This window comes from Sphingobacterium psychroaquaticum (genome assembly GCF_004421025.1).
Lineage (GTDB): Bacteria > Bacteroidota > Bacteroidia > Sphingobacteriales > Sphingobacteriaceae > Sphingobacterium > Sphingobacterium psychroaquaticum.
In genome coordinates, this window is sequence record NZ_CP038029.1 from 649,799 (window position 1) to 676,376 (window position 26,578).

The following is a 26,578-nucleotide window of genomic DNA, read 5'->3' on the forward strand; positions in this document are numbered from 1 at the left end:
AAAAGGTTAGTGCGCAAGCACTAACCTTTTTTTTGTACCCAAGATAGGAGTAATTTGCAGCGCTCAGACAACCACTCGTCGTTTGTCGCATCTGGAGGTGCTTGAAACAGTTTGGACCCGAGTCCTACAGCGTATACCCCCGCTTTGAACCATGCGTCAATATTGTTTTCTTCCACATCAACCCCACCGGTTGGCATAAATTTGGTATTCGGGAAGAGTGGCTTAATGGATTTTAAGAAGTTGGGTCCTAATGTATCACCCGGAAACAATTTTACTAAAGGAGCTTGTACTGCTTCCGCTTGCGCGATTTCAGTTGGCGTCATACAGCCTGGAATCCAAAGAATACCTTTTTCCAGTGTTTCTTTTGCGATAGCGGGTACGATGACAGGACTCACAATAAATTCAGCACCAAGTTTAACGTATGTTTTCGCTAACTCGGGGGTCTTAATGGTTCCGATGCCTAGTTTTAAGTCGATCAGGTGTTTCTTTTTATACGCCAATAATGCTTCAAAATTTTCGACCGCTTTTTCTCCACGGTGTACGAATTCAAATACGCGTATCCCGCCACGGTAGCATGCATCTACAACCGCAATACAGGTCTCCAGATCGTCGTGATAAAAAACGGGAATCGCGGGATATGTTTTAATGTGGTTCAGTATATTTTCCATGTTAGTCTATTTTTCCATTTCCAAAATCACCTTTTACGAATAGCTTTTGAAAGCCTGCTCCGGTGGCTGTATCGACGATTTGCTGGGGCGTCATCTCGTGTCGAAGCGCGTGTATAAAACCGGCCATAAAGGCGTCGCCGCTCCCGATCCGATCGATTACCGCGTTGGTTTCATGCGTTGCGGATACGGTATGGTTTTCTCTTGTATGGTATGTTCCGTAAAAAAGATTATGTGTCGGGTTATCCATAAAGCGGAACGTATAAGCGATATGTTTACAGGTTGTGAATTTTTGAAATATTTCATTTGCCGACTGTTGAGCGGCTTTCATATATGTCTCTTTCGATGTGTAGCGGTCTAGGTTGCTATCCACTTGGGTTCCCAACATTTTGTTAGCGGCCCAAATATTACCCATTATCACATCACAATACGATATGAGCGTTGGCATTACCTCCAATGGTTCCACACCATATTGCCATAACTTGTTTCGATAATTTAGGTCTACGGAGATTATGATTCCTCTTTCCTTTGCGGCCTGTAGTATCTGTTGCATCACTAGCGTGAGGTTTTCATTTAATGCGGGGGTCAAGGCTGTCCAGTGTAACCAATCTACATCTTGTAGGAGATCGTCTATATCGATATCTGCGCGGGTTAGTTGGCTGAAACTGGAGTACTTTCGATCGTAGATGACTTCTCCTTTGGATAAACCATTTGCTGACAGTAGGAGATAGGTTCCTATGCGATCACCCTTGAAAAGTGTTTTAGCAGTATCTACGCCATACTTCTTCAAGATATCAATAATCTCGTTCGACAATGCATTTTCGGGAAAAGCACTTACATAGCTGACGGCATTATCCATCTGTGCCAATGCGGTTGCGACATTGGCTTCTGAGCCGCCAGGGTAAATAGATAAAAAATTATTTTCTGCTTCGAAAAAGCTTGTACCAACACTTTGCTGCCGGATAAGGATTTCGCCAAATGCAAGAATCTTTTTCATACTGAGTTTTCGGTTTAATGGCTTTAAGTTACTTTAATTTTCTCTATTTGACGCTTTCGTTTTTACGCAATCGTTATCGTTGATTATTAGGCGAAAATTCGTTGTGCCCACAGAAAATAAGTATTATTGGGTATTATAAACTGTGTTATCAAAATGAATGTTTTAGAGCGTTTCTCTTTAAAAGGGAAAGTTATCGTGATCACCGGCGGAACGGGCGTTTTGGGGGGATCTTTTGTAAAGGCGATCGCCGAGGCGGGTGCTAAGTTGTGTATTATTGGGCGAAGTGAAGAAAAAGCGTTAGAACGGGTCCGGTTAGCGGAATCGTATGGAGCGGAAGCTATTGCCGTTGTGGCCGATGTGATGGATGAACAGTCCATGATATTGGCAAAGGATGTTATCCTGCGTAAATGGGGAACGATAGATGGCTTGGTCAACGCGGCGGGTGGTAACATCCCTGGGGCAACTATTGGGCCGGATCAGGATCTTTTCGATAATAAGATTTCGGATACTATTAAGGCAATTGAGCTTAATTTATATGGAACGATTATTCCCACGCTAGTTTTAGGCGAGGTAATCGCCAAGCGGGGGAGTGGCGCAATCGTGAATATTTCTTCATTGACTGCCAAAAGACCTTTTACACGGGTGCTCGGCTATACCGTTGCGAAGCACGGTATTGATGGTTTTACCAAATGGATGGCTGCTGAATTGGCTTTACGTTATTCGGACAAGGTTCGTGTAAATGCTATTGCACCGGGGGTATTTTTGACGGAGCAGAATCGTTCTTTACTAACAAAAGAAGACGGCAGCTATACGGATCGTGCGCAACGTATTGTTAATGGGACTCCATTTTCGCGTTTAGGTGATCCATCCGAATTGGAGGGGACGTTAATTTATCTTCTGAGTGATGCTGCAAGCTTTATATCGGGGGAGACAGTTTTTGTGGATGGTGGTTTTAATGCATGGACTGGTGTATAATGGGGAAACTTTTCTTAGAACAAACATGGCGTTGGTACGGTCCCAATGATCCTGTAACATTACAAGATATCAAGCAAGCAGGCGCGACTGGTGTAGTCACGGCATTACATCATATTCCGCATGGGGAGATATGGCCGATAGCTGATATAATGGAGCGAAAACGTATCATTGAAGAGGCTGGGTTACGCTGGTCGGTGGTAGAAAGTGTGACCGTGCACGAAGCAATTAAGACGCGTTCAGGAAATGTTACACATTACCTCGAAAACTATAAACAGAGTTTACGCAATCTTGGGGCCTGTGGTATAAAGACTGTTTGTTACAACTTTATGCCGGTCCTCGACTGGACGCGGACGGCGCTTGATTTGACGATGACCGACGGTTCAAAAGCACTTTACTTCAATTGGATCGATCTGGCTATCTTTGATATTTTTATCCTCGAAAGACCTGACGCAAGAGATTCCTATTCAGAAGCTGTTGTAGAGCAGGCACAGGAGAAATACAGTTCTTTTGTGGAGGCCGATAAAAAAGCATTGAAAAATAATGTCCTTATGGGCATTCCCGGAGAGAAGGATGCGTCTTTGCTTGATCTTAAAAATAGTATTGAGGTTTATCAAAAAATTGGTTTCGAAGGACTGCGGGACAATCTTCTTTTCTTCTTGTCGGCTATTGCCGGTGTTTGTGAGGAGCTTGGTATAAAGATGACAATTCATCCTGATGATCCACCATATCCCATATTGGGATTACCTCGAATAGCGAGTAACCTATCAGACCTATTATATATTCTTCAAGGTGTTGATAAGCCATTTAATGGGATTTGTTTTTGTACGGGTTCACTAGGTGCAGGACCAATGAATGACCTTCCTGATATGTTTCGACAAGTTAAAGATCGTGTTCATTTTGCGCATTTAAGAAATGTAAAGCGCGATGTGTTGGGTAGCTTCTATGAAGCTGATCATTTGGATGGGGATGTTGATATGTATGCGGTGATGAAAGAGTTGGTCGCTGAAAATCAAAAGCGAGATGTGCCTATTCCGTTTCGACCTGACCATGGCCATCAGATGTTGGATGATTTACATAAAGAGACTTTTCCGGGCTATTCGGCTATTGGAAGACTACGTGGATTGGCCGAATTGCGGGGATTAGAATTGGGGATTATTCGCTCTTCCTAAATAAAACCAAACTGATTTTTAACCTTGTATGATAAACCAATTATGATGACTAAACCGACAACGTATAGATGGACCATCTGTGCTTTACTGTTCTTCGCTACAACTATAAATTACCTTGACCGACAAGTGTTGTCTTTGACTTGGAAAGACTTCATTGCGCCGGAATTTCATTGGACAAATAATGATTACGGAAATATTACAGCTTTGTTTTCTATTTTCTACGCTGTCTCCATGCTATTTGCGGGGCGTTTTGTGGATTGGATGGATACGAAGAAGGGATTTCAATGGGCGATTGGTGTATGGTCAGTAGGTGCAATTTTACATGCTTTTTGTGGGATTGCTACGTCAGGCGTTATCACGGGCAACTGGTGGGTTGGTTTTCATGAGTCTAAGGCGATTATTGCGACAGTAAAGGATGTATCTCGGGTCATTAACGTGAGTGTTGTTTTATTTATTTTTGCGCGCTTTGTGCTCGCTGTTGGAGAGGCTGGGAATTTTCCGGCGGCGATTAAAGCCACTGCGGAGTATTTTCCCAAAAAGGACCGTGCTTTCGCCACGAGTATCTTTAATGCGGGCGCGACTATTGGCGCATTGTTGGCTCCATTGACTATTCCTTTGATTGCAAAGCAATGGGGGTGGGAGATGTCCTTTATTATTATAGGTGCTTTAGGATTTGTTTGGATGGGCTTTTGGCACTTTATGTACTATAAACCAAAGCAGAATCCTAAAGTAAATCAAGCGGAGTTGGATTATATTGATCACGATACCTTGTTGAAAGATCAAGATTCGCCCGCTGCTTTGGCAGAGAAGGTATCTATATTAAAGTGTTTGAAATATAGCCAAACCTGGGCTTTTATTGTGGGCAAGTTTATGACCGACGGGGTATGGTGGTTCTTTTTGTTTTGGATGCCTGCTTATCTGAGTTCTGTGTATGATATTAAATCCTCTGATACAGAAGGACAGGTTGCCATTTTTGTGCTTTACATGATTACGTTATTGTCTATTATTGGCGGTTGGTTACCTACGTATTTTGTTGAAAAGAAAGGTTTGAATGCATACGAAGGACGGATGCGTGCGATGTTGATTTTCGCTTTTTTCCCATTAGTCGTATTGTTGGCACAGCCTTTAGGCCATATTTCATACTGGGTTCCTGTTATTTTAATTGGAATTGGAGGGGCTGCCCATCAGTCTTGGTCGGCAAATATTTTTTCGACGATAGGAGATATGTTTCCAAAAAAAGCGATAGCAACGGTTACTGGAATTGGTGGTTTGGCCGGTGGTGTAGGGGCTTTTATCATTAATAAAACTTCGGGTGTTTTATTTGATTACGCCGAAACCGCAGGCCTGTCATTCTTTGGGTTTCACGGATTGGAAGCCGGTTATTTTATTATATTCTCGATCTGCGGTATTTCTTATTTGATCGCTTGGTGTATTATGAAAAAGTTGGTTCCACAAATGAAAATCGTAACAGACCTATAGGTTTATTTTTGTGGATTCTCGAAGTTGAATGGTAGTGGGAAGTTTAATATCTTCCCATTCTATTTGATTTCTATACTTTTTATTCAATATAGCTAACACCTTGGCAAATGAAATTGCTCCAATATCTTTGGCGGGTTGATATATGGTGCTCAATGATGGATTGAGTGAGAATGCTAAGTCTGTATTTGCAAATCCGATAACGGCAATCTCTTGTGGCACTTTAATACCGAGTTGTGATAAAATCCCTAAAGAATGCGTGGTGATGGTATCAGAAATACCAACTACAGCGGTTGGTGGTTCTGGGAGGTTTCGTAGTTTCTGTATGTTCCGACTTAAGCCTTCATGTAGTTCTGCAACACTTTTTACATTGAGGTAAATAATATATTCTTCTTGAACGGGGATATCAGCTTCCTTGTGTGCTTGTTTATAGCCTGCAACTCGATCTGCTGTAATACCTTGATGTGCTCCTCCTAAGATGGCTACTTTTCGGTGCCCCATATCAAAGAGGTGCTGACAAGCCGCATGTGTACCTTCTGTATTCAGAACACCAATTTTATGTGTATCTATGGCGTAGTTGGTGCGGTCAAAAATAACGAATGGTGTGTTTTCTGAGATCTGTTTAACCAGATTAATGTTGGAGTGCTCATGGATAGGACAAAAGAGTATTCCATCGACCCCTTTAGCGACCATAGAGCTGATATTACTCTTCTCCATGGCTTCATTTTCCATGCTGTTCATAATCACCACACGGAAATTCTCTTTGGTTGCTGCCTCTTGTATTCCTTCTATAATCTGGGATTCAAAAGGGCTACTCATTTTGGGAATTATAACGCCAATTGTATTCGTTTTCCCTGTTTTGAGCGTTTGCGCTATAATATTAGGTTGGTAGTTATGCGCGGTGGCATACGCTTTAACCTTTGATTTTGTTTCCTCACTGATTTCATAGCTGTCATTTAATGCTTTAGAAACAGTGGAGACGGACATATTTAATCCTTTCGCTAGACTCTTTAAGGTAACTTTTGCCATAGACAAACTACTTCGTATTATCGTAAATCAACAATTTCGTACTTTGGATAATCTTTTGCATTGAACGTAAACTGAGACGCATTGATTGGATGGTTTACGTAAAGCGATTTTATGGTATAGGTATATTTTGCTCCAGATTTATCAAAGATCAGTACATCATGAATATGTTTGTTCTTGTTAATGCGGAGTTTGATCTTAAAGTAGTTTTTCTTTGTATCAATAGGGCTTAGCTCGATGACGTTAAGAACGTCTTGACCTACGCGCTCGTTATCCATACTGACATATTTAAAACCTGTTTTGTAGAAGGTAAATAAATTGTTAGGACCAATAGCATCGTTGCTGTTATCTGCTGCCGTTACCTGCACCTCTTGGTCTTCCTTAAGGACGGACCAGGTCGATTTACCATCGCTGATCAAGTTTTGGGTGGTCAGTTGAATTCTATATTGATTTTTAGGTTTATTTAAATAAAGTACTCCTTTGTCCGAATAAGGTGCGCCCTGCGGTTGTTGTGCATCAAAGGTGAAATCCGCTTGGATTGTCCGGTAGCTATCGTACTTTTTAGAGACCTCATCCAGTAATTTTTTTGCGGCAGCATCTGTCTGCGCAAATGCACTGATCAGGGCAAATACGCTTAGCAATAATAATACTGTTTTTTTCATGTTAATCATTTTTTCGCAACGTTTCTAAATATTGTTCCAGCGAGTATTCATCAGGGTAAAGCACTTCTCGTGCTTTACTGCCTTCAAATGGACCGACAATACCAGCCGCTTCCAATTGATCGATTATTCGCCCCGCTCTGTTGTAGCCGAGTTTTAATTTACGTTGAATCAATGATGTGGATCCCTGTTGGTGCATTACGATCAATCGTGCTGCTTCTTCGAACAGTTGATCTCTACTTGAAGCATCAAAATCCATTACGGCACCTTCCTCTCCATTCGGGTCAATATACTCCGGAAGAAGGAATGCTGATGGATATCCGCGTTGGCTACCGATATAATCAGAGATTTTATCGACCTCCGGTGTATCGACAAAGGCACACTGAATCCGTGTCAAATCACTTCCTGTAGACAATAACATATCCCCTCGACCGATCAACTGATCAGCTCCACCTGTATCCAAAATTGTACGGGAATCGATTTTTGACAATACCCTAAATGCTAATCGAGCCGGGAAATTCGCCTTGATCGTACCTGTAATAATATTGACGGATGGGCGCTGTGTCGCAATCACTAAGTGAATACCCACGGCACGTGCTAATTGTGCTAATCGCGCTATTGGTGTTTCTACCTCTTTACCTGCGGTCATCATCAAGTCTGCAAACTCATCAACTACCAGAACTATAAAAGGTAAGAATCGATGACCCTCCTGAGGGTTTAATCGGCGGTTTACAAATTTTACATTATACTCTTTTAAATTACGTACCTGCGCATTTTTTAGTAGGTCGTAACGTTGATCCATTTCGATACACAATGAGTTCAATGTGTTGATTACTTTTTTGGTATCGGTTATGATGGCCTCTTCTTCGTTTGGAAGCTTCGCTAAAAAGTGTCGTTCAATTTTTTTGAATAAGGATAACTCTACTTTCTTTGGATCGACCATCACGAACTTCAGTTCGGCTGGATGTTTTTTATATAATAGCGAGGTGAGGATGGCATTGATACCTACTGATTTACCTTGCCCTGTTGCTCCGGCAACCAGTAAGTGAGGCATCTTGGCCAAGTCCGCAATAAAGACCTCGTTGGATATTGTTTTTCCTAATGCTATCGGCAAGTCCATATCTGTCTTTTGGAACTTTTCTGTTGCCAGTACAGACCGCATGGAGACCATTTCCGGGCTGCTATTTGGCACTTCGATACCAATTGTTCCTTTACCCGGCATTGGAGCAATAATACGAATGCCGAGCGCGGCAAGGCTTAATGCGATATCGTCTTCCAGATTTTTGATACGAGAGATACGTACGCCAGGTTTTGGGATAATTTCATACAGGGTTACCGTTGGGCCGATAGTTGCCTTGATATGTTCAATCTCAATATTGTAATTGCGAAGGGTTTCGACGATTCTGTTTTTATTGGCTTCGAGTTCCTGTTGGTTAATCGTAATTTTACCTGCACCGTAATCTTTTAATAGATCCAATGTTGGATATTTATAACCAGATAGGTCTAATTTAGGGTCATATTCACCGAATTGAGCAACCAAGTCATCTGAAGTGATTGCTTTTTCTTCAATGATATCTTCAACGGCTAGCGATAAATCTTCCTCTTCTTCCGGAATTTCTACTGCAGGATCAATAGAGAGCGGGATGCTTGTTGCATCACTTTCAGGTGCTGAGATTGAAAATGAAAAGTTAAGTTCTTCTTCGTTTGCTTCTTCCTCTTCTTCAGCTTCAGGAGTGATCGCAGATAATTCTTCTTGAAAAGGTGCTTTTATGAGGTTATGTTGTGCTTCTGCGGTGTTCGAAATAATATCTTCTTCCTCGATTGTACGATCCGGACTAGTTGTTCGGTCGAAGCTACGGTTCTGTGCATTTACACGCGTGAACGATTCAAAATTATCTTCGGCATGGTCTTCTAGATCTTCCTCCGGAATTTCTTTGCGCGGGAACCAGGTTAGTTTGAGGTCAAAATTATAGATGACGATGAGCGCAGTTAAGTAGGCGAAGATAAGAAGCCCTGCGACTCCGGTGGAGCCGATTTGTGCTTTTAAGAGTTGGTTGGTCCAGTATCCAAATTTTCCTTCAAGGATATGCGGTGAATCCGTTATAAAATCTTGGAGAAAACCGAGGGTTACGGAGATGAAAATAATACCTAGAAAAGTATATACTATAGTTTTCCAAATTGGGAGTACAGATTTTTTGTACAAAAATTTATACCCCACAACAAAGAAGACCAAGACGAAGAGAAAAGAGGCTACTCCAAACCATTCATATATGAATTGATTGGCTAGAAGCGCACCAAGTTTCCCGAGTTTATTCTCAACGACGGGCAGATCGATTGCTTCATCGGCTATTTCATCGGCCGATTGAAATAGCGTTGACCAACCTCCATTTGTTTGTGCAATATAGCTTTGATCTTGCTTCCATGTGAATAGGTAAGAGACAAAGGATACGGCAAAGATAAAAGATAGGAAAAGCAAGAATATTCCCAATATCTTGAGTGCCTTACGTTGTCCTTCCGAGAAATTTATATGCTCAAACGACTTAAATCGTTCTTTTTTAGCTTGTATGGTGTTGTTTGGGACACGCGCTGTGCGCTTGCTCGAAACACTATTTCCACCTGAACTTTTGAAACTATTTCCTTTATTTGACATGAAAAATCGATAACCCTCCTAAATACAAACATAAACAAAATTGCCCGATTATAGTGGGAGATTATATGTGTTTTAGTGTGCTATTTCTTACAGAATAATTGTCAGGCTGAAGCTGGCGTGCTATTGCCTTGTTATTACTGCAGATTCAGGGTCAGGGGAATTCGATATGCGACTCGTACGGGTTTCCCTCTTTGTATTCCTGGTTTCCACTTTTGGCTGGTTTGGCGAAGTGCCCTAATGGCTTCTTGGCCGGTACCATGTCCAAGATCTTGTTCTACTTTAAAGTTGCTCATTGTGCCGTCACGTTCTATAATAAAGCCAACAATTACAGTCCCGGAAACGCCTTCGGCCATGGCTTTTGAAGGATATCGATAGTTGTTTCCAAGATTTCTGCGTAAGGTGTTTAATCCACCCGGATATTCCGGTTCCAGGTAATAATTGTCTTTATTGTAGGTTGATGAAACACCGGAGGAGTCTTTAAGTGTACCGCTGACGAGCTCTTCGTTTTCCCAAATTTCGACAAAAGTATCCTTCATATACTTTCCTGTCCATTGTCCATCTTTCTTGTTGTTGACTATAGGTCCTGATTCGTAATAGTTGTCACTATACACGAGACGTAAGAAGCCATTTCCATTGACAACGAGTTTTTTACCAAGGCTATCTTGTAAGAGTATATATTCGATTTTATCGGCATTTTTTTTCTCTGGGTTGTACACTTTTATGGATTCTATCGCTCCGTTTTGATAGTACTGATAAGCGGTGTCTGTTAACTGGTGCCATTGATTGTATTGTTCCCGTGTATATAGTTTTCCGTTTGGATAATAAGCCAGCTTTTGTCCAATGACCGAACTCACCACATGGGGTGTTTTAACGAAGGCAGAAACCCGTAATACATCTCCCTTTAGGTAATATTCTGCATACTTAAAATAGGTTGGATTCAAGCTGTCCTTTGAGAATGTACGATACACGTAAGCACTCGTGGAGTCTGTTGCCTTGTTACCTTTTCGATCAAAATATGTCTTTTGCTGCGCAATGGATGCGAAATAACAGACCATGCCTAACAGGAAAAATGTGATGTGTTTCATAATATATTCATAGTACAATTCAACAAATATAGTTTTTCTGTTTGAGGGACTGTCAGAAAAAATACGGACTAAGTTTACCTGTTACTGATTTAAGCTTAAGGTAATAGGTAGACGATAAGCTACTCGTACTTTGTTGCCGCGCAGAATACCTGGGCTCCATTTTTGTCTTACCTGGCGGAGCGCATCCATGGCCGCTTCTCCGGTGCCACTGCCTAAATCTTGTTCGATCTTGATGGTACTCATGCTTCCATCTTTTTCTACGAGAAAACTCAGTATCACCGTTCCAGAGAGACCTTCACGTACGGCCTTCGCTGGGTATTGGTAATTGGCTCCCACAATTTTGCGTAATGCATTGATGCCGCCTGGGTATTCGGGAGATACCTCGTAGTTGTCTTTATCATACGTGGTAATCGTTCCTGTCGAGTCTGTCGAAACACCACTGATTAAAACGTCATTTTCCCATTGTTCGGTGTAGGAGCTTTTTTTACTTTTCCCCGTCCATTCTCCATTTTTTTTGTTGTTTACCAAAGGACCTTCTTCTATATTGTCGGCACTAAATCTATACCGTAGATTTCCATTCCCATGGATTACCTCTTTGTTACCTAAGCTATCTTGGGTCAATACAAAATAGACATCCTGTTTGGCATCTTTTTGGGGTTTGTATATTTTGATAGACTCGGTTACACCGTTAGCATAGTAGCGGTAGGCGGTATCGACCAATTGATATTTCTCATTGTATTGTTCACGGGTATGCAGCTGACCGTTGACATGGTAGGTTAGCTTTTCACCAACAGCGGTATGGGGAAGACTTGCATTTTTAATCCATGCGGTCGTTTTTACGAGGTCGCTCCCGGTGTAAAATTCCGCATATCTAAAAAGGTCCGGCTGTGCCGGATCTTTGACCACGATGCGGTAGGAGAATGATTGAGCTTCATCTTTTGTCGGTTTTCCTTTTTTATCGAGATGGATAACTTTGTTTTCCTGTGCGGTGGAAAAAGAACTGTACATAAGTCCGAAAAAAAAGAAGAGTAGGTATGCTTTAAATTTCATATATCTAGAAAAAGGTTAAAAACAAAAATAGCTTATTCTGGGTTAGAAAACTCCTGAATAAGCTATTTTTATATCGAGAAAAGTCGACTTGTAGCGCCTACTTTACAGCATTTGTGTTAATCTGCTATAATTAAGAAGTAGTTTTTCTTGCCGCGTTGCGCAACAAGGTAACGGTTGCTGATTAGATCTTTGGTGTCGATTATTTGTTCCAGATCGGTAAGTTTAGCTTTATTAAGCGAAACACCACCTCCCTGTAACATCTTTTTAGCTTCACCTTTCGATGGGAATACTTGTGTGTCTACCGCTAATAAATCCAGAATGTTTATGCCATTGGCAAGGGATTCTTTCGCGATGGTAAATTGTGGTACACCGTCAAAAACATCCAGTACGGCATCGTGCTCCAGGTTTTCTAGGAATTCCAAGGAACCATTGCCGAATAAGAATTCCGAAGTTTTTACTGCGGTTTCATAGTCTGCCTCCGAGTGCGTACGGATCGTAATATCTTTAGCAAGTGCTTTTTGTACCAATCGTAGGTGTGGTGCTGCATCATGTTCCGCAATAATGGATTCGATTTCAGCCTGTGTCTTTAGTGTAAAGATCTTTATCCATATTTTGGCATCGTCGTCCGTTGCGTTTAACCAAAACTGGTAGTATTTGTAAGGCGATGTCTTCTTCGGGTCTAACCATACGGCACCCGATTCCGTTTTACCGAATTTCTGTCCATCTGCTTTTTTGATCAATTGCGTGGTAATCGCATAGGCGGTACCTTGATCTTGGCGACGAATCATCTCGCTACCTGTCACAATATTTCCCCATTGGTCGGAGCCTCCCATCTGTACTTTACAGTTGTGGTGTTTCCACAAGTAGTAAAAATCGTATCCTTGGATCAGCTGATAGGTAAATTCTGTAAAAGAGAGACCATTTTCGCCTTCTAGGCGTTTTTTTACAGAGTCTTTTGACATCATGTAATTCACGGTAATCAATTTACCAACATCACGAATGAAGTCTAAAAATTTGAAATCTTTGAACCAGTCATAGTTGTTGACCATTTGGGCGTCATTTTCGCCTTCTCCAAAGTTCAAGAATTTTGTAAGTTGCTTTTTGAGGCTGTTTACGTTAAACTGTAAGGTCTCTTCATCGAGTAGGTTTCGCTCGGCGGATTTAAATGAAGGGTCACCAATCATACCCGTAGCGCCGCCCACCAAAGCAACAGGTTTGTGTCCTGCATTTTGGAAATGGATCAGCGTCATGATCTGTGTTAGGTGTCCCACATGTAATGAATCTCCGGTGGGATCAAAGCCTATATATCCGGACACTTTTTCTTTATTCAATAAGTCTTCGGTTCCAGGCATGATATCTTGAAGCATACCTCGCCAGCGTAATTCTTCTACAAAACTCATCTTTCTAGGGTTAAGATTTTTATATTTAAGATTGCAAAGATACGAGAATTAACCTGTATCTTACGATAAATAAAAGGATAAGTTAAGCTAGTGAATTTTCTATCACATTACTATTTTGAGCGTTATACGGGACATTCGGAGCGCGTGCTAGGAGGCTTGTTGCCTGATTTATTAAAGAATGTAGATAAGGGTTATAATTTTCAGCCGCAACGTTACGAGTCCCTTTTTTTTAACAGCCCCGATACGACGCATATCTTGGAGGGTTGGTACCGGCATGTGGAGGTAGATAAATTATTTCATGGTTCTCCATATTTTTTAAATCATTGTCATGTATTGCGTAAGCTTTTGGTTCCTGTATTAGCGGGAACGCCTATTCGACCTTCTTTCATGGCGCATATTGCGGTGGAGTTGTTATTGGATCATCTATTGATTGCTGAAGATCTGGTGAATCCTTTACGTCTGTATGAGCACTTAGAGGCTGTTAAGCGTCCCGTATTACAGCGGTCGATAGAGATTTTAGAAACCGTAGATGTAGCCCGTTTTATGGTTTTCTACGATCGATTTCTGGAATCTAAATATATTGTACAATACGCTGAAATTCCTAACCTGAGTTATGCGCTTTTCAATATTTGTAAACGTATATGGGCTTTTGAAGTGGATGCCGAGCGAAGAGAGGCATTAACCATTGTTTTACGCGATTATTGTTCTCAAAATATGCACGACTTTCGAGCTGTGTTCCATTTTGTACAGGATGGTTTAACGTAACCCATTTCTAATTCTCGGAGTCGTCGTTAACTTTTATGTTATATGTCATCGATTTATACTGTGTATGAAAGCAAATTTATCTAAGTTTGTAATACATAAGTCAAATTATTAACATAAACGTATGATGAGTAAACTTTTCAGGAAGAAGAGCGTAGACCAGATTCTTATAGATGCGCAAGAAGGATCGGGCCTATCGAAAGTGTTGGGGGTTAGAGATTTAGTTTCTTTAGGGATTGCCGCCATTGTTGGCGCAGGTATATTCAGTACCATTGGGTTGGCCAGTTTTGAGGGTGGACCTGCTATATCTTTGTTATTTGTGTTTACCGCATTTGCCTGTGTATTTACGGCGCTTGCTTATGCGCAATTTGCATCTACCGTTCCCGTTTCGGGGAGTGCGTATACGTACGCTTATGTAGCCTTCGGGGAACTTTTTGCATGGATTATTGGTTGGGCGTTAGTGCTTGAATATGCGGTTTCCAATACGGTAATCGCTATTTCTTGGTCTCAGTATTTTTGCTCGATGCTAGAAGGATTTGGCATCCATATTCCGGGATGGCTGAGCATGGCCCCGGCCTATGCGATTGAAGCTCATGATAAGTACCTCGCGGAGGGAATGTCTGCTTTATCTATCGCAGATAAAGCAGGGTTAGAGGCTTACTTATCGGCACCACGCATTGGTGATATTCCTATTATTTTTGACTTTCCCGCTGGGCTTATTACGGTGCTCGTTACGTGGTTGGTATACGTGGGAATTAAGGAGTCTCAGCGCGCTAGCAATATCATGGTAATGATTAAGGTTGGGATTATTTTGGCTGTCATTATTGGGGGTGTATTCTTTATTAAACCAGAGAATTGGTCTCCTTTTGCGCCGAACGGTGTTAAAGGTGTCTTACGTTCTGTAGCCGCTGTTTTCTTTGCTTTTATCGGTTTTGATTCTATTTCAACTACGGCTGAGGAGTGTAAAAATCCACAACGTGATTTGCCTCGAGCTATGATTTGGTGTTTGATTATCTGTACGGTTCTTTATGTTGCGATTACTTTGGTTTTGACGGGGATGGTTCATTATACGGAGTTAAATGTAAAAGATCCGTTAGCCTTTGTCTTTAAGTATGTCGGTTTTGACCATATGGCTGGGATCATCTCTGTTACATCGGTTATAGCTATTACAAGTGCTTTGTTGGTTTATCAGTTAGCGCAACCTCGGATCTGGATGACGATGAGTCGAGATGGCTTATTGTCAAAGAAATTCGCACGTATCCACCCGAAATACAAGACTCCATCTTTTGCGACGATTGTAACGGGTCTTGTGGTGGCAGTACCTTCCTTATTTTTTAAGATGGACTTCTTTGTCGATCTTACCAGTGTGGGGACATTTTTTGCATTTATTTTAGTCTGTGCGGGTGTATTGTATATGGATCATTCGGGATTGTCTAAGAAATCGAAATTTAAGGTTCCCTATATCAATGGTAAATATCTAGTGGGTTTAGGTTTTGTTGCGGCTTGTTTTGTGCTGTTTTACTATGGGCAGGATGTTATTAATGAATGGAAAAGTTTAAGTGCGCTGTACATTATAGAGCATAAATCGTTAACGATCCTTTTCTGGCTTGTGTGGATTGTGCTTGCTGGTATGGCGTATAAGTTTAATTTCTCGCTATTGCCTGTGATGGGGATTTTGGTGAATTTGTATTTAATGACAGAACTGGGGGCGAGCAATTGGATTATCTTTTTAATTTGGCTGGCGATTGGATTAACGGTGTACTTTGTGTACGGTTATAAACATTCAAAATTGAACAAAAAGGTGGAAGCTAATTAAGCCTTCTCTTTGTTATAAAAAAAGCCTCTTTCATATCGAAAGAGGCTTTTTTACTTTTCTCCTAAGCGATGGTCATCCTGCGCCTGTCGAAGTGTTATCTAAGGACAGATAGCTCTGTTAAGAGATCTCTTTTTGTGTTATTTTGTTAATCGTGTCAGTTTTACATCCGTTGTAGTTGGGATGTTTAACGGGACACGTTCTAGTGTCACAAAACTGCTGTCCAAGCCAAATCCTTTTTCTTCAGAAAGGGAGAAGCGTTTTAGTAGTTTATAGATCTCCAGGATGATTTTCTCATGCCACTTTAGGTCGTGTGTTTTAGAAATGATTTTTTCAAGAACTACAAAGTTAAAATCACCAGCTATTTTGTGCTTTTTCAATGTTTCATAGTTACTTGTGATATCTATTTCACCCTTCTGCACCATATCTTCCACTACTTTACGGAACAGTAAGCTAATGCGTTGTTCTTCGCGGAAACCGAGTTTAAAGTCGACCCGTATTAGTTTGTTCGGGATGAGTTGGTCTACGACATAATCGCGTGTGTGTGGATTATCCATCACGTCTACGTGAACCAACCAATACACGTCAGCACGCTTTGGTTTTTTATTGATAATCGAATAAATTATTTTTGATTCAATTTCGTTCTTTTTGTTGGCACTTGTCAAGTATACAAGATGCGAGGCATATAAAGGAACACTTTTATCTTCTGTTAATTCGGAGATAATAGGGTAATAGTTTCGGATGTCATTGAACTTAACAAACCTATTTTTGATTTTGCGCGCCCCATACCAAGAAAACATGGCGGTGAATAAAACGGCTGCCAATAGTAATGTTAACCAACCTCCATGGTGTATTTTGGAGAGGTTACCAAAAAGAAACCCAAATTCTATTACAAAGTAAAAGGTACCAAATAAGGCGATCCAAATTTTGTGTACATGAACACGAGCTAAGAAGAAGCACATTAAGATCGTTGTGGTCAGGAATGTTAGATTGATTGCTAAACCGTATGCTGCGTCCATTTTACTGGAGTCTTTAAATACAGCGATAACTAGCATACAACCGAGATACAAAATAAGATTAATCGAAGGGACATATAGTTGTCCTTTTTGGTCACTTGGGTATCGTATAGCTACTTTAGGCCATATATTTAATCGCACGGCTTCTGATATTAAGGTATAAGACCCCGAGATCATGGCTTGACTGGCAATTACTGCTGCCATTGTTGCAATGGCAATACCATATACAATGAAACCATCGGGCATAATGGCGTAGAAAGGGTTTCTGTCGCCGAGGACACTCCCTTGATGTTCTAGGAGCCAAGCTCCTTGTCCCAAGTAGTTGAGAACCAGTGCAATTTTAACAAAGATCCAGCTTATACGTATATTTTTCTTTCCGCAGTGCCCCATATCTGAGTATAATGCCTCGGCACCTGTTGTACATAGGAAAATAGCACCGATAAGAATTAAAGCTTGTGGGTGATTTACAATTGTTTTAATGGCATAATACGGATTAAGGGCGTATAGTACTTCGGGCGAATGGTGCACATACATTGCGCCTAGGGTGGCTATTGTTGTAAACCAAATAAGCATTAAGGGGCCAAATACCCGGCCTACTATGGATGTTCCAAAGCGTTGGATCAGGAACAGCAGGCTGATAATGACGACAACAATCGGAACTGTTGGTACGGTTGGGTTATGAATGGCGATCCCTTCAATTGCTGAGGAGATCGTGATGGCCGGCGTAATCATACCGTCAGCAAGAAGTGCACTGGCACCAATAATTGCCGGAATAATCAGCCATTTGGCTTTTTTGCGTACTAAAGAATACAAGGATAGGATACCGCCTTCGCCTTTGTTGTCTGCGTTTAAAGTAATCCAAACATATTTAACTGTTGTTTGTAACGTTAATGTCCAAAAAACGCAGGACAGACTTCCAATAATTAAATCCCGATCGATAGTACCTTGGTGGAATACGGCTTTGAATACATAGAGAGGAGAGGTACCAATGTCTCCAAAAACTATCCCTAAGCTAATTAAAAGCCCCGCGAGGCTTAATTTGTGCACGTCATCGTGCTTTGTTGGTTTCATTTAGTAAAGATTATGCGAAACACCTGTGTTAAAAAGTGTGCCAATCTAGGCAAAAAAGTTTGATAACGTATAATCTTGTTAAAAATTGTTAAATGCAAAACTTTATTTCAATTATTACACTTTACTTCTATAAAAAAGAACTAGATTTGTATGAGGTGATTGGGACTTGAAGCGTGAAATTATAAAGTATTTAAACCAAACAACCTTTTGTTAGTCAGTATACCAAGATGATAAAATCGATAACTAAAGCAGCTGTATTCTTTATGCTTTGCGTTTATACGCTAGGTGCGGGGACAGTTGTTGCTCGTTCGGTCGAATCAACCCCAGGTTTTATTGATAAAAATGAACGTGCAGATGAAGCGGTTGAGAAGCTTATAAATAATGTGAAAGTTTTTTATAATCCGATCGCAGAACAAGTAACTGTAAATTTTAAGCTCGGTAAGCAAGCCAATGTTACCATTAAAGTAATGGATGCCTTAGGGAATGAGGTTTTAAATCTAATGAATGGACGTTTGGATGGCGGCATACAAAATTTATCTTTTGAAAGTAACAGTAAGCTGACTACTGGGGTTTACTTTGTTCGCGTGTCATCAGGTGCCGAAACTGTAGTAAAGCGTATCTCCGTACGCTAGTTTTATTCGGCTTTCTTTCGATATAACATTTCGTTAACATTTTGTGGTATTTTTTTTGATAAGGTATAGGTATTACATGATTTTGTTATGCGCTGGATTGTCTCTATTTCTGTATTATTTGTGCTCTCGGGTTTGTTTACCGCTTGTATGAATCAACATGCGACAAGTAATACCGCAGATACAGGGAAATTTGGTAAAGTAACAGAAAGTAAGGTAATAGGTGTTTATAAAGGAGACTTACCTTGTACAGATTGTGAAGCAATCAAGACTGTGCTTACGCTGACTGAAAATAAAGAGTATGTGCTAGAGTATATTTATGTTGGAAAAAGCCAAGAGGCATTTTCTAAATCTGGCAAATGGGAGTTATCCAACACGGAACTCGATCTCTCGGACTTAGACTATAGGTATAAAGTTGAGGATAAGCAATTGCGGCAGTTGGATCTTTCGGGAAAAGAGATTGCTGGAGAGTTAGCCGATCGCTATATACTACGGCAGCTTCCTTAAAGTAGGAAAATCTCCTACTTTTCCTCACATAAATCTTTTAACGTTTTTACTGCAAAATCAATATCTTCTTTTGTATTGTATTTACTAAATGAAAAACGTACGGATGGACGACTAGCATCGCAGTTCAAGGCTTGTAGTACATGGCTTCCAATCTCAGAGCCGGAACTACATGCGCTTCCTCCGGATGCAGAAACACCTGCAATATCGAGGCTAAACAATAGCATATCTGCAATTCCGGTACAAGGAAGAGAAACGTTTAGTACGGTATATAGCGAGTTATTTGCCGTTGTTACGCCATTGAATCGTACATCAGGGATAGCTTTTTGAAGCTCTTCTTTCATGTACTCTTTTAAGGCTTGAATATGGGCATGATGCTCGGCCATTTGTTCGTAGCTAATCTCAAGGGCCTTCGCCAGACCAACGATACCATAAACATTTTCGGTCCCTCCACGCATATTCCGTTCTTGCGCTCCCCCATAAATCATAGGCTTAATTTTGTTCTTTGCATTAATATACAAGAAACCTACGCCTTTTGGTCCGTGGAATTTATGTCCTGCTCCTGTAATAAAGTCAATGTCTATATCGGTAAGGTCATGTGGATAGTGCCCCATGGTTTGTACTGTATCGGAATGAAAAACAGCATTGAATTCACGGCATATTTGGGATACATTTTTGATATCGGTCAAATTACCGATTTCATTATTGGCATGCATCAACGATACAAAAGTACGCGGGTTCTCTGCTAAGAGCTCCCGGAGGTGTGCAAGATCAACATTGCCTTCTGCATCAACACGTACTAAATTAAGCGTTATATTTCCTAATTTCTCTTGCTCTTCTAGCGTATGCAAAACTGCGTGATGCTCTACGGGAGAAGTAATTGCATGCTTGATTCCTAGATCCATAATAGAGCGTACGATAGCCATATTGTCGGCTTCTGTACCTCCGGATGTGAAGAATATTTCAGCCGGCGAGGCTTTTAACAAATGCGCTACTGTTTTACGAGCCTTTTCTACAATAGTTTTTACTTGACGGCCGTGTGCATGGATAGATGATGGATTACCATAGTTTTCCTGCATCGTTTCGGTCATCACTTTTATAACTTCAGGGTCTAAAGGTGTCGTAGCTGCATTGTCTAAATATACTTTCATGCTGCAAATTTAAGGAATGGAATTGTAAAAATAATGTTATTTCCGCTTTGGAATGATAATTAGTAACAAGGAGAATAAACTTGAAACCAACACGATATATATTAGAAGGTCACCATGTTTGGTATAGAAGGTTAGTTCCTCATTGAGATTAATTTCTTGGGTAAGCGCATCGGGTTGCCACCAGGTTGTTTTTTGTACGATATCGCCACGCTGGTTAATGAAGCCTGATATTCCGGTGTTTGCTGACCGGGCTACCCAGCGTCGGTTCTCAATAGCTCGCAACTTTGCATATTGCAGGTGTTGATCTTTTCCGGACGTATTTCCCCACCAGCCGTCATTTGTTACGATGGCAATAAACTGTGCCCCTTGTCGTGCATATTCTGCGACATAGTCGCCCCAGATCGACTCATAACAAATCACTGGTGCCGCACCGATCCCACTGGCTGCGTAAAAAACCGAAGGCTCTTCTTGACTTCCATAACCTCCGGTTGTCCCGCCAAAGTGTGCAAATAGTGGCTTCATGAAAGCCAATGCGTCACTAAATGGCATTTGTTCGACGCCTGGTACGAGTTTAGATTTATGGTAAAATTGCAGCTTGCTGGATTGATCAACAAGGACTGCCGCATTAAAGGCATCTACATATGTATTGGCGCTCCATTTGCGTGCTGTTGGTGTTTTTTGTGCGTTATAGACGCGGTAGCTTTCAATTCCAGAAAGGACATTTCCGTTTTTGTACTTATCGAGAAAAGTTATAATTCGGCTGTAAGCAGTTTGCGATCTAAATTCATCTTCATTGATTCCTTGTTGCGCCGAGATTGCGGTTTCGGGCCAAATAAAGAACTCCGTGTTGGGTTTAGCGACTTTTTCGGATAGTGCTATCAAAGTCGTTAGCTGCTCTTCGGGTGTAATTCTACCGAATTTCTGGTACGGATCAATGTTCGGTTGCACCACCACGATTTCAGAAGGGTTGCTATGTTCTTCGAATGTGTTGTACTGAACGAGGGAAAGGACCGTTGGTATAGTAACGACAAGAAGCGTAATAATCCAAAGACGTAGATTGGGAATCGCTTCTATCTTATTCATCTTTTGCCAAATCAATAAGAAAAGGAGGATATTAACCATCCAAATCCATAGGCTACCGCCATAAACTCCCGTTATGCTATACCATTGAACAAGTTGATGGAAATTTGCGAAACCGTTTCCGAGTGTCATCCATGGGAAGGCTAGGTCCCATGATTGGTGCAAAAACTCGTAGCTCAACCAAAAAGAGACCAGCCCAATAAAACTGTATACGATTGATTTTTTCTTTCGCAGTTGATAATATAACCGAAAGGCTGTCGCCATCAATAGCGGTGCTAGGGTGAACGGGATGAGTGCGATCAGCAGCGATATATATCCTGGAAGGTAGGCGTTCATTGCATTATACACCCAGTAGATCGAAGCAGTGTTCCAAACAAACCCTGTCAGGAAGCTAAGCCAAAAAACCTGGCGTCCTTTATTGTTTTCGTGGCTACGGATCACTTGTTCGATTGCTACCAATAAAGGAACAAAGGCAACAAAGAGTACAGGTGCAGAGTAGGGCACTGGCGGCCACCCGAGCCATAGTAAAAATGCGCTCAGAAGAGCAAGTATAATTTTATTCTTCACAGATTATAGCTGAGAGAGTAAGTCAGACTTTTTGTTTTCGTATTCGGCTTGTGTGATCAGCTGACGGTCGTACAAGTTTTTGAGTTTTTTTAATTTCAGCGTTAATTCATCGTCTTCTACGATCGCTGGTTCTTCGTGGATCACTGGTTTTGGTTCAGTTACGCTAGGCAATTCCTCTGGGGTTTGTAAATTTGTGATTTCGAAAGTTGCTTCAGCTTCTTTGTTTACGACCGTGTGATCTTGCGGTGCATGGATTTCTACTTTAGGTTCATCCTGATAAGCCGGTGTTGTAGGAATCGGTGTTACCGTTGTTTCCGTTTCTATTTTGAAGGCAGGATTATTCACATTTTCTAAAGCTTCTTTTATTAGTTGATACAGTTTTCTTGCCTGTACCTTAGGGATGTAATCTACGGTAAGGTTTTCTCCTGTAAAGGGTATTACTGTTACTTTAGAGCCGAAAATCTCTTCTTTAAAGGCAATATCTTTGATGTCACTCCAAGAGAATATCTCGAAGTTCGTTGCGAGTCCCAATTTGGTAAATTCGCATAAGAAAATACGTTTGTTGCTTACCGTTATGCTATCCGGTAATAGGGTCACTGCCGGTTTTTTCTGTAGGGAAATATATTGTATAAATTCACCAGAAGTAAGCATGTCCAATATTTTGTCGTGAATTTTCTCAACAACCTTTGGATCTTGTCCGTCTTGTAGAAATTTTACTATGCTCATTATTAAATCAATCTATAAGTCAAAAAATAAAAACCATTTCTTGGTTTGGGTCAGAAGCGTCGTTTTACGATTAGTCTTCTAATCCTGCTACGCAAAATACGAATTCTCCTTTAATCGGATGGCTTTCAAAATGTAATTTTAAATCCTGAAGGGAACCGCGCACTGTTTCTTCATAAAGTTTACTGAGTTCACGTGATATTGAGGCTTGTCTTTCTGCGCCAAAGTAGGTGATGAACTCGTCTATTGTTTTGAGAATACGGTGCGGTGATTCATAAAAAATCATTGTTCTTTTCTCTTCTGTAAGCTGTTTCATTCGTGTTTGTCTTCCTTTTTTTACCGGTAGGAACCCTTCGAAACAGAAACGATCATTTGGAAGTCCGGAGTTCACCAATGCGGGGACAAATGCCGTTGCACCGGGGAGGCATTGTACATCAAGTCCCTCCTTGATTACTTCGCGAACAAGTAAAAAACCGGGGTCTGAAATTGCCGGTGTACCCGCATCGGAGATTAGGGCGATATTTTGCCCTTCTTTGAGAAATTTTATGATCTCAGCTACTGCTTTATGCTCGTTGTGCTGATGGTGTGCGAACACCCTTTTCTCGATTCCGAAGTGTTTTAATAGCGGGGCACTGGTACGCGTATCTTCCGCTAAAATAAGGTCGACCTCTTTTAGTATGCGGATAGCACGGAAAGTCATATCCTCCAGATTGCCAATAGGGGTGGGTACTAAATATAACATAGTCAAAGGTAAGATTTTTTTACCTTGGATTTTTGTTAAGAAAGTTGTTTTTGATTGAGATTGTTGGCGAGGAAATGCCAATAGGAATCGCGTTTTTTACGCTTAATCTTCGAAGTTCACGAAGTCATCACCGTCGTAAGAAAGCTCCTGGAGCTCTGTGTACGTTTCAAATTCAAATAGTTCTAAATCTTTAATCATATTCTTTTTATTTATTAATACAATGATCGTCTTTATGTGTAAACTCCGTATTATTCATACATGAATTTTTTGTTAAATAAATCACTATAATCGTAAATATATAAAATAAAGATAAAAGATGCAAGGTTTTGGTGTGATTATTTTATTTTTGACGGCATTTTGTTGCTGTTTTTACTAAAATACGGTATTTCAATTTCACTTCTTATCTTTGTACCTCATAATATTTATTCATTATATGTTACAGTTAAATTATATCCGGGAAAATCGGGATGCAGTAATCGAACGATTAGCTGTAAAGAATTTTAAAGATGTCGAAATCGTTGATGCCTTAATTCAGCTCGATGAGTCGCGTCGTAAAATTCAGAACGAATCTGATGCGATTGCGGCGGAAGCAAATGCTGCGGCAAAGCAGATTGGAGACTTAATGCGTCAAGGCAAGAAAGAAGAAGCTGAAGTCGTAAAGTCGCAGTCCTCCGGATATAAGGAACAAGTAAAACAATTGACAGACAAATTAGCGGAAGTAGAATTAGCTTTGCATAATAAATTGGTGCTTTTGCCTAATTTACCTCATATATCCGTGCCTGTTGGTTTTTCTGCGGATGATAATGAGGTTGTGCTGGAGCACGGTGAAATTCCAACTTTGTCAGAAGGAGCCCTGCAGCATTGGGACTTGCTTACGAAGTATGATATTGTTGATTTGGAGTTAGGCGTGAAAGTTACAGGTGCTGGTTTTCCGGTTTATAAAGGAAAAGGTGCGCGTCTGCAACGTGCTTTAATTAATTTTTTCTTGGATCAAGCTGCTGAGGCGGGATATGCAGAGGTACAGGTGCCTATTATGGTGAATGAAGCTTCAGCTTTTGCTACAGGCCAGCTACCAGACAAGGAGGGGCAGATGTATTATGTTACCGAGGATGATCTTTATTTGATTCCTACTGCGGAGGTTCCTGTCACTAATATGTATCGTGATGTGATCGTGAAAGAAGAACAGTTTCCGATTAAACATTGTGCTTACACGCCTTGTTTCCGTCGTGAGGCGGGTTCTTACGGTGCGCATGTACGTGGGTTGAACCGATTGCATCAATTTGATAAAGTAGAGGCAGTTCAGATCGTTCACCCAGAAAAGTCTTATGCGGTGTTGGAAGAAATGAGCAGCTATGTTCAAGGGTTGTTGCAAAAATTAGGGTTACCTTACCGCGTATTGCGTTTGTGTGGTGGGGATATGGGATTTGCATCTTCACTGACATACGATATGGAAGTGTATAGCTCTGCGCAGGAACGTTGGTTAGAAGTTTCTTCTGTTTCTAATTTTGAAACCTACCAGTCTAATCGTTTAAAGGTTCGCTTTAAAAATGAGGAAGGTAAGATGCAGTTGGCACATACATTAAATGGATCTGCTTTGGCATTACCCCGTATTGTGGCTTCTATTTTGGAAAATAATCAAACAGAAAAGGGAATTCGTATTCCTGCAGTTTTGGTTCCTTACACCGGATTCGAATATATCGATTAAGCGGGATTTTCCGTTCATATTGCGAAAGCGGAGTGGCCTTTGGGCGACTCCGCTTTTTTTATAAGTGCCTGGCAGGTCGTTGTTTTTGTGTTTTCTGTTTGGCGACGCTAAACCTTTGCACTCTTTTGATAGTCCTACTATCAAATTGCAAAACCACTGGTGTATGGTGACAGACAATAGGGGATGCAGAAAAATAAAAAGTGTAAATATTGGGCATATGAAAAGTAGAAAGACATCCGCATTTATTGTCGCGTTAGTAGCCATTTTACTAGGTTTTTTGGCGCCTAAGCATGGAGTAGCACAGCCTTTTGAGCGCGTTTCCTTTGACTTGTTTTACGATGAGCTTTCTCCGTACGGTTATTGGGAGCAGGATCCACAGTACGGTGATATTTGGTTTCCTCGTACTAATCGTGATTTTCGTCCGTATGGTACGAATGGTTATTGGGTGATGACGGAATATGGTAATACATGGGTTTCTAATTACGATTGGGGTTGGGCACCATTTCATTACGGCCGTTGGGTATATACCCGATACAATGGTTGGGGTTGGATTCCCGGATACGAGTGGGGACCTGCTTGGGTAGATTGGCGCACAGGTGGCGGTTACTACGGATGGGCACCAATGGGACCTTCTTTGCATGTATCGGTATCGGTTGGTTTGCCTATTGACTTGTGGATCTTTATGCCTTCGAGACGTATCTATGAACGGAATATGCCCCGCTATTGGAGCTATGGGCATAGAAATGTGTATAACAGAACTACGATAATTAATAACACGTATATTGTAAATAATCATCATTACTATGGCGGGCCTAGCCACCGCGATGTTGAACGTAGCATAGGACGTCGTGTAGATGTGCGTACAGTTCGATCGTCGAATTCGCGGACAGGTACACGGGTAGATGACCGTTCGGTTTCGATTTATAGACCGGATCGTAGTGCTACACGGGGTACATCTTCTTCACGCGGAGATGACCGTACATCGACACGTGATAACAGGATCGATAACTCTTCGCGTGTAGGAACGCGTACGGGAACAAGTTCACGCGGTGATGGTCGTGAAGGAACGGTGTCTCGCGAATCGGGACGTAGCGGAAGTACGGTAGGTACACGAGAGTCTTCTCGCGGTAATTCTTCCATATCAAGAACGGAAGGCGGTCGTTCGGACCGTAGTAACACAAACGTTGAACGTCGAACTACGCCGGAGCGTGGAACAAGCACCGATATGCGATCTGGTTCTACCCCTAACAATTCCGGTAGAGCGTCATCTGGCCGGGAAGCAATGCCATCCAATCGGGAAGCTACACCGAGACAACAACCTAGTCGGGAACAACCTACTAGGGAGCGTTCTAGTCGTGGGGAGGGGGCTCCTTCTAGACAATCAACGGGTAGTAGTGAACGTGTTTTCCAAGCGAGCCAACGGAGTACAAGCGCACCTGCTGTGGAGCGTAGTACAAGCTCTAGAGGGCAGTCTGAAGGTCGCTCTGCCAGTAGAGGAGAGCGTTCTGGCGAACGAGGAAGTAGATAAAGGTTTACTGTAAAAAAAATGCGCCCCTGTGTGTCGCCTGCTACTAGGCGACACACAGGGGCTTTTCTTTTATTTAGGTTTTTTGTACAACTTGATACTGAGTGTTTTTAGGATTATTAATTGTTTTGCCCTAAC

Annotated in this window: 22 protein-coding genes; 9 read left to right on the forward strand and 13 right to left on the reverse strand. The window is 41.3% G+C overall.

Annotated elements, in window-relative coordinates; genetic code table 11:
* Positions 1 to 20: 20 nt before the first annotated feature.
* Both E2P86_RS02775 and E2P86_RS02780 read right to left on the reverse strand, forming a co-directional pair.
* Positions 21 to 668, reverse strand: a complete 648-nt coding sequence (locus E2P86_RS02775) for a beta/alpha barrel domain-containing protein (RefSeq protein WP_134430568.1) — start codon at positions 666 to 668, stop codon at positions 21 to 23.
* Between the two features lies 1 nt (position 669).
* A complete protein-coding gene (locus E2P86_RS02780; RefSeq protein WP_134430571.1) occupies positions 670 to 1,662 on the reverse strand; it encodes a sugar kinase in 993 nt (330 codons plus the stop codon).
* 153 nt (positions 1,663 to 1,815) lie between these two features.
* Between E2P86_RS02780 and E2P86_RS02785 the strand changes: the two genes are divergently transcribed.
* Genes E2P86_RS02785 through E2P86_RS02795 form a run of 3 tightly spaced genes read left to right on the forward strand, consistent with a single transcriptional unit; the run spans position 1,816 to position 5,285 of the window.
* Positions 1,816 to 2,637 carry an SDR family oxidoreductase gene (locus tag E2P86_RS02785; RefSeq protein WP_085472241.1) on the forward strand — a complete coding sequence of 274 codons (822 nt, stop codon included), beginning with the start codon at positions 1,816 to 1,818 and terminating at the stop codon, positions 2,635 to 2,637.
* Positions 2,622 to 3,806, forward strand: a complete 1,185-nt coding sequence (uxuA, locus tag E2P86_RS02790; protein WP_240775564.1) for a mannonate dehydratase — start codon at positions 2,622 to 2,624, stop codon at positions 3,804 to 3,806. The genes E2P86_RS02785 and uxuA overlap by 16 nt, the downstream gene beginning before the upstream one ends.
* A 42-nt stretch (positions 3,807 to 3,848) precedes the next feature.
* Entirely contained in the window at positions 3,849 to 5,285 is a 1,437-nt protein-coding gene (locus E2P86_RS02795; protein ID WP_134430575.1) for an MFS transporter, read from the forward strand.
* Here the strand turns inward: E2P86_RS02795 and E2P86_RS02800 are convergent.
* The 6 genes from E2P86_RS02800 to tyrS all read right to left on the reverse strand — a co-directional run bounded on the left by E2P86_RS02800 (position 5,280) and on the right by tyrS (position 13,152).
* A complete protein-coding gene (locus E2P86_RS02800; protein ID WP_134430577.1) occupies positions 5,280 to 6,311 on the reverse strand; it encodes a LacI family DNA-binding transcriptional regulator in 1,032 nt (343 codons plus the stop codon). The genes E2P86_RS02795 and E2P86_RS02800 overlap by 6 nt on opposite strands.
* 17 nt (positions 6,312 to 6,328) lie before the next feature.
* On the reverse strand, positions 6,329 to 6,970 hold the full coding sequence (locus tag E2P86_RS02805) for a LolA family protein (protein WP_240775565.1): 642 nt from the start codon (positions 6,968 to 6,970) through the stop codon (positions 6,329 to 6,331).
* A 1-nt stretch (position 6,971) separates the two neighbouring features.
* Entirely contained in the window at positions 6,972 to 9,617 is a 2,646-nt protein-coding gene (locus E2P86_RS02810) for an FtsK/SpoIIIE family DNA translocase (RefSeq protein WP_085472236.1), read from the reverse strand.
* Positions 9,618 to 9,751: 134 nt separating this feature from the next.
* Positions 9,752 to 10,702, reverse strand: coding sequence for an energy transducer TonB (locus E2P86_RS02815; protein ID WP_134430583.1), 951 nt, complete (start codon positions 10,700 to 10,702; stop codon positions 9,752 to 9,754).
* A gap of 81 nt (positions 10,703 to 10,783) precedes the next feature.
* Complete coding sequence (locus E2P86_RS02820; protein WP_134430586.1) at positions 10,784 to 11,752, reverse strand: energy transducer TonB; 969 nt, start codon at positions 11,750 to 11,752, stop codon at positions 10,784 to 10,786.
* Between the two features lie 116 nt (positions 11,753 to 11,868).
* Complete coding sequence (gene tyrS, locus E2P86_RS02825) at positions 11,869 to 13,152, reverse strand: tyrosine--tRNA ligase (protein WP_085472233.1); 1,284 nt, start codon at positions 13,150 to 13,152, stop codon at positions 11,869 to 11,871.
* A 90-nt stretch (positions 13,153 to 13,242) separates the two neighbouring features.
* Between tyrS and E2P86_RS02830 the strand changes: the two genes are divergently transcribed.
* Both E2P86_RS02830 and E2P86_RS02835 read left to right on the forward strand, forming a co-directional pair.
* Positions 13,243 to 13,917, forward strand: coding sequence for a hypothetical protein (locus E2P86_RS02830; protein WP_134430589.1), 675 nt, complete (start codon positions 13,243 to 13,245; stop codon positions 13,915 to 13,917).
* 121 nt (positions 13,918 to 14,038) lie between these two features.
* Entirely contained in the window at positions 14,039 to 15,730 is a 1,692-nt protein-coding gene (locus E2P86_RS02835) for an amino acid permease (protein WP_085472231.1), read from the forward strand.
* A 137-nt stretch (positions 15,731 to 15,867) separates the two neighbouring features.
* Here E2P86_RS02835 and E2P86_RS02840 read toward each other — a convergent pair whose 3' ends face one another.
* Entirely contained in the window at positions 15,868 to 17,814 is a 1,947-nt protein-coding gene (locus tag E2P86_RS02840; RefSeq protein WP_085472230.1) for a KUP/HAK/KT family potassium transporter, read from the reverse strand.
* Between the two features lie 227 nt (positions 17,815 to 18,041).
* Here E2P86_RS02840 and E2P86_RS02845 point away from each other — a divergent pair, with 227 nt between their 5' ends.
* Positions 18,042 to 18,446, forward strand: a complete 405-nt coding sequence (locus E2P86_RS02845) for a T9SS type A sorting domain-containing protein (protein ID WP_134430593.1) — start codon at positions 18,042 to 18,044, stop codon at positions 18,444 to 18,446.
* Between the two features lie 87 nt (positions 18,447 to 18,533).
* Positions 18,534 to 18,950, forward strand: coding sequence for a copper resistance protein NlpE (locus E2P86_RS02850; protein ID WP_085472228.1), 417 nt, complete (start codon positions 18,534 to 18,536; stop codon positions 18,948 to 18,950).
* 14 nt (positions 18,951 to 18,964) lie between these two features.
* On the opposite strand, the gene E2P86_RS02855 is transcribed toward E2P86_RS02850, so the two are convergent.
* The 4 genes from E2P86_RS02855 to rsmI all read right to left on the reverse strand — a co-directional run bounded on the left by E2P86_RS02855 (position 18,965) and on the right by rsmI (position 23,210).
* Entirely contained in the window at positions 18,965 to 20,098 is a 1,134-nt protein-coding gene (locus E2P86_RS02855; protein ID WP_085472227.1) for a cysteine desulfurase family protein, read from the reverse strand.
* 36 nt (positions 20,099 to 20,134) lie between these two features.
* Positions 20,135 to 21,745 carry an apolipoprotein N-acyltransferase gene (lnt, locus tag E2P86_RS02860; RefSeq protein ID WP_134430596.1) on the reverse strand — a complete coding sequence of 537 codons (1,611 nt, stop codon included), beginning with the start codon at positions 21,743 to 21,745 and terminating at the stop codon, positions 20,135 to 20,137.
* 3 nt (positions 21,746 to 21,748) lie between these two features.
* A complete protein-coding gene (locus tag E2P86_RS02865) occupies positions 21,749 to 22,471 on the reverse strand; it encodes a PH domain-containing protein (protein WP_134430599.1) in 723 nt (240 codons plus the stop codon).
* Between the two features lie 70 nt (positions 22,472 to 22,541).
* The gene (gene rsmI / locus E2P86_RS02870) at positions 22,542 to 23,210 is read right to left on the reverse strand and encodes a 16S rRNA (cytidine(1402)-2'-O)-methyltransferase (RefSeq protein WP_085472224.1); all 669 of its coding nucleotides are present in this window, start codon (positions 23,208 to 23,210) and stop codon (positions 22,542 to 22,544) included.
* A 433-nt stretch (positions 23,211 to 23,643) separates the two neighbouring features.
* Between rsmI and serS the strand changes: the two genes are divergently transcribed.
* The gene (gene serS / locus E2P86_RS02875; RefSeq protein WP_085472223.1) at positions 23,644 to 24,915 is read left to right on the forward strand and encodes a serine--tRNA ligase; all 1,272 of its coding nucleotides are present in this window, start codon (positions 23,644 to 23,646) and stop codon (positions 24,913 to 24,915) included.
* Between the two features lie 217 nt (positions 24,916 to 25,132).
* Positions 25,133 to 26,443 carry a DUF6600 domain-containing protein gene (locus E2P86_RS02880; protein WP_134430602.1) on the forward strand — a complete coding sequence of 437 codons (1,311 nt, stop codon included), beginning with the start codon at positions 25,133 to 25,135 and terminating at the stop codon, positions 26,441 to 26,443.
* The last annotated feature ends 135 nt before the right edge of the window (positions 26,444 to 26,578 follow it).

Bases quoted from the DNA above. Each gene is read 5' to 3' on its own strand.
- E2P86_RS02775 (WP_134430568.1), bottom strand. From the start codon at position 668: ATGGAAAATATACTGAACCACATTAAAACATATCCCGCGATTCCCGTT.
- E2P86_RS02780 (WP_134430571.1), bottom strand. From the start codon at position 1,662: ATGAAAAAGATTCTTGCATTTGGCGAAATCCTTATCCGGCAGCAAAGT.
- E2P86_RS02785 (WP_085472241.1), top strand. From the start codon at position 1,816: ATGAATGTTTTAGAGCGTTTCTCTTTAAAAGGGAAAGTTATCGTGATC.
- uxuA (WP_240775564.1), top strand. From the start codon at position 2,622: ATGGACTGGTGTATAATGGGGAAACTTTTCTTAGAACAAACATGGCGT.
- E2P86_RS02795 (WP_134430575.1), top strand. From the start codon at position 3,849: ATGATGACTAAACCGACAACGTATAGATGGACCATCTGTGCTTTACTG.
- E2P86_RS02800 (WP_134430577.1), bottom strand. From the start codon at position 6,311: ATGGCAAAAGTTACCTTAAAGAGTCTAGCGAAAGGATTAAATATGTCC.
- E2P86_RS02805 (WP_240775565.1), bottom strand. From the start codon at position 6,970: ATGAAAAAAACAGTATTATTATTGCTAAGCGTATTTGCCCTGATCAGT.
- E2P86_RS02810 (WP_085472236.1), bottom strand. From the start codon at position 9,617: ATGTCAAATAAAGGAAATAGTTTCAAAAGTTCAGGTGGAAATAGTGTT.
- E2P86_RS02815 (WP_134430583.1), bottom strand. From the start codon at position 10,702: ATGAAACACATCACATTTTTCCTGTTAGGCATGGTCTGTTATTTCGCA.
- E2P86_RS02820 (WP_134430586.1), bottom strand. From the start codon at position 11,752: ATGAAATTTAAAGCATACCTACTCTTCTTTTTTTTCGGACTTATGTAC.
- tyrS (WP_085472233.1), bottom strand. From the start codon at position 13,152: ATGAGTTTTGTAGAAGAATTACGCTGGCGAGGTATGCTTCAAGATATC.
- E2P86_RS02835 (WP_085472231.1), top strand. From the start codon at position 14,039: ATGATGAGTAAACTTTTCAGGAAGAAGAGCGTAGACCAGATTCTTATA.
- E2P86_RS02840 (WP_085472230.1), bottom strand. From the start codon at position 17,814: ATGAAACCAACAAAGCACGATGACGTGCACAAATTAAGCCTCGCGGGG.
- E2P86_RS02845 (WP_134430593.1), top strand. From the start codon at position 18,042: ATGATAAAATCGATAACTAAAGCAGCTGTATTCTTTATGCTTTGCGTT.
- E2P86_RS02850 (WP_085472228.1), top strand. From the start codon at position 18,534: ATGCGCTGGATTGTCTCTATTTCTGTATTATTTGTGCTCTCGGGTTTG.
- E2P86_RS02855 (WP_085472227.1), bottom strand. From the start codon at position 20,098: ATGAAAGTATATTTAGACAATGCAGCTACGACACCTTTAGACCCTGAA.
- E2P86_RS02865 (WP_134430599.1), bottom strand. From the start codon at position 22,471: ATGAGCATAGTAAAATTTCTACAAGACGGACAAGATCCAAAGGTTGTT.
- rsmI (WP_085472224.1), bottom strand. From the start codon at position 23,210: ATGTTATATTTAGTACCCACCCCTATTGGCAATCTGGAGGATATGACT.
- serS (WP_085472223.1), top strand. From the start codon at position 23,644: ATGTTACAGTTAAATTATATCCGGGAAAATCGGGATGCAGTAATCGAA.
- E2P86_RS02880 (WP_134430602.1), top strand. From the start codon at position 25,133: ATGAAAAGTAGAAAGACATCCGCATTTATTGTCGCGTTAGTAGCCATT.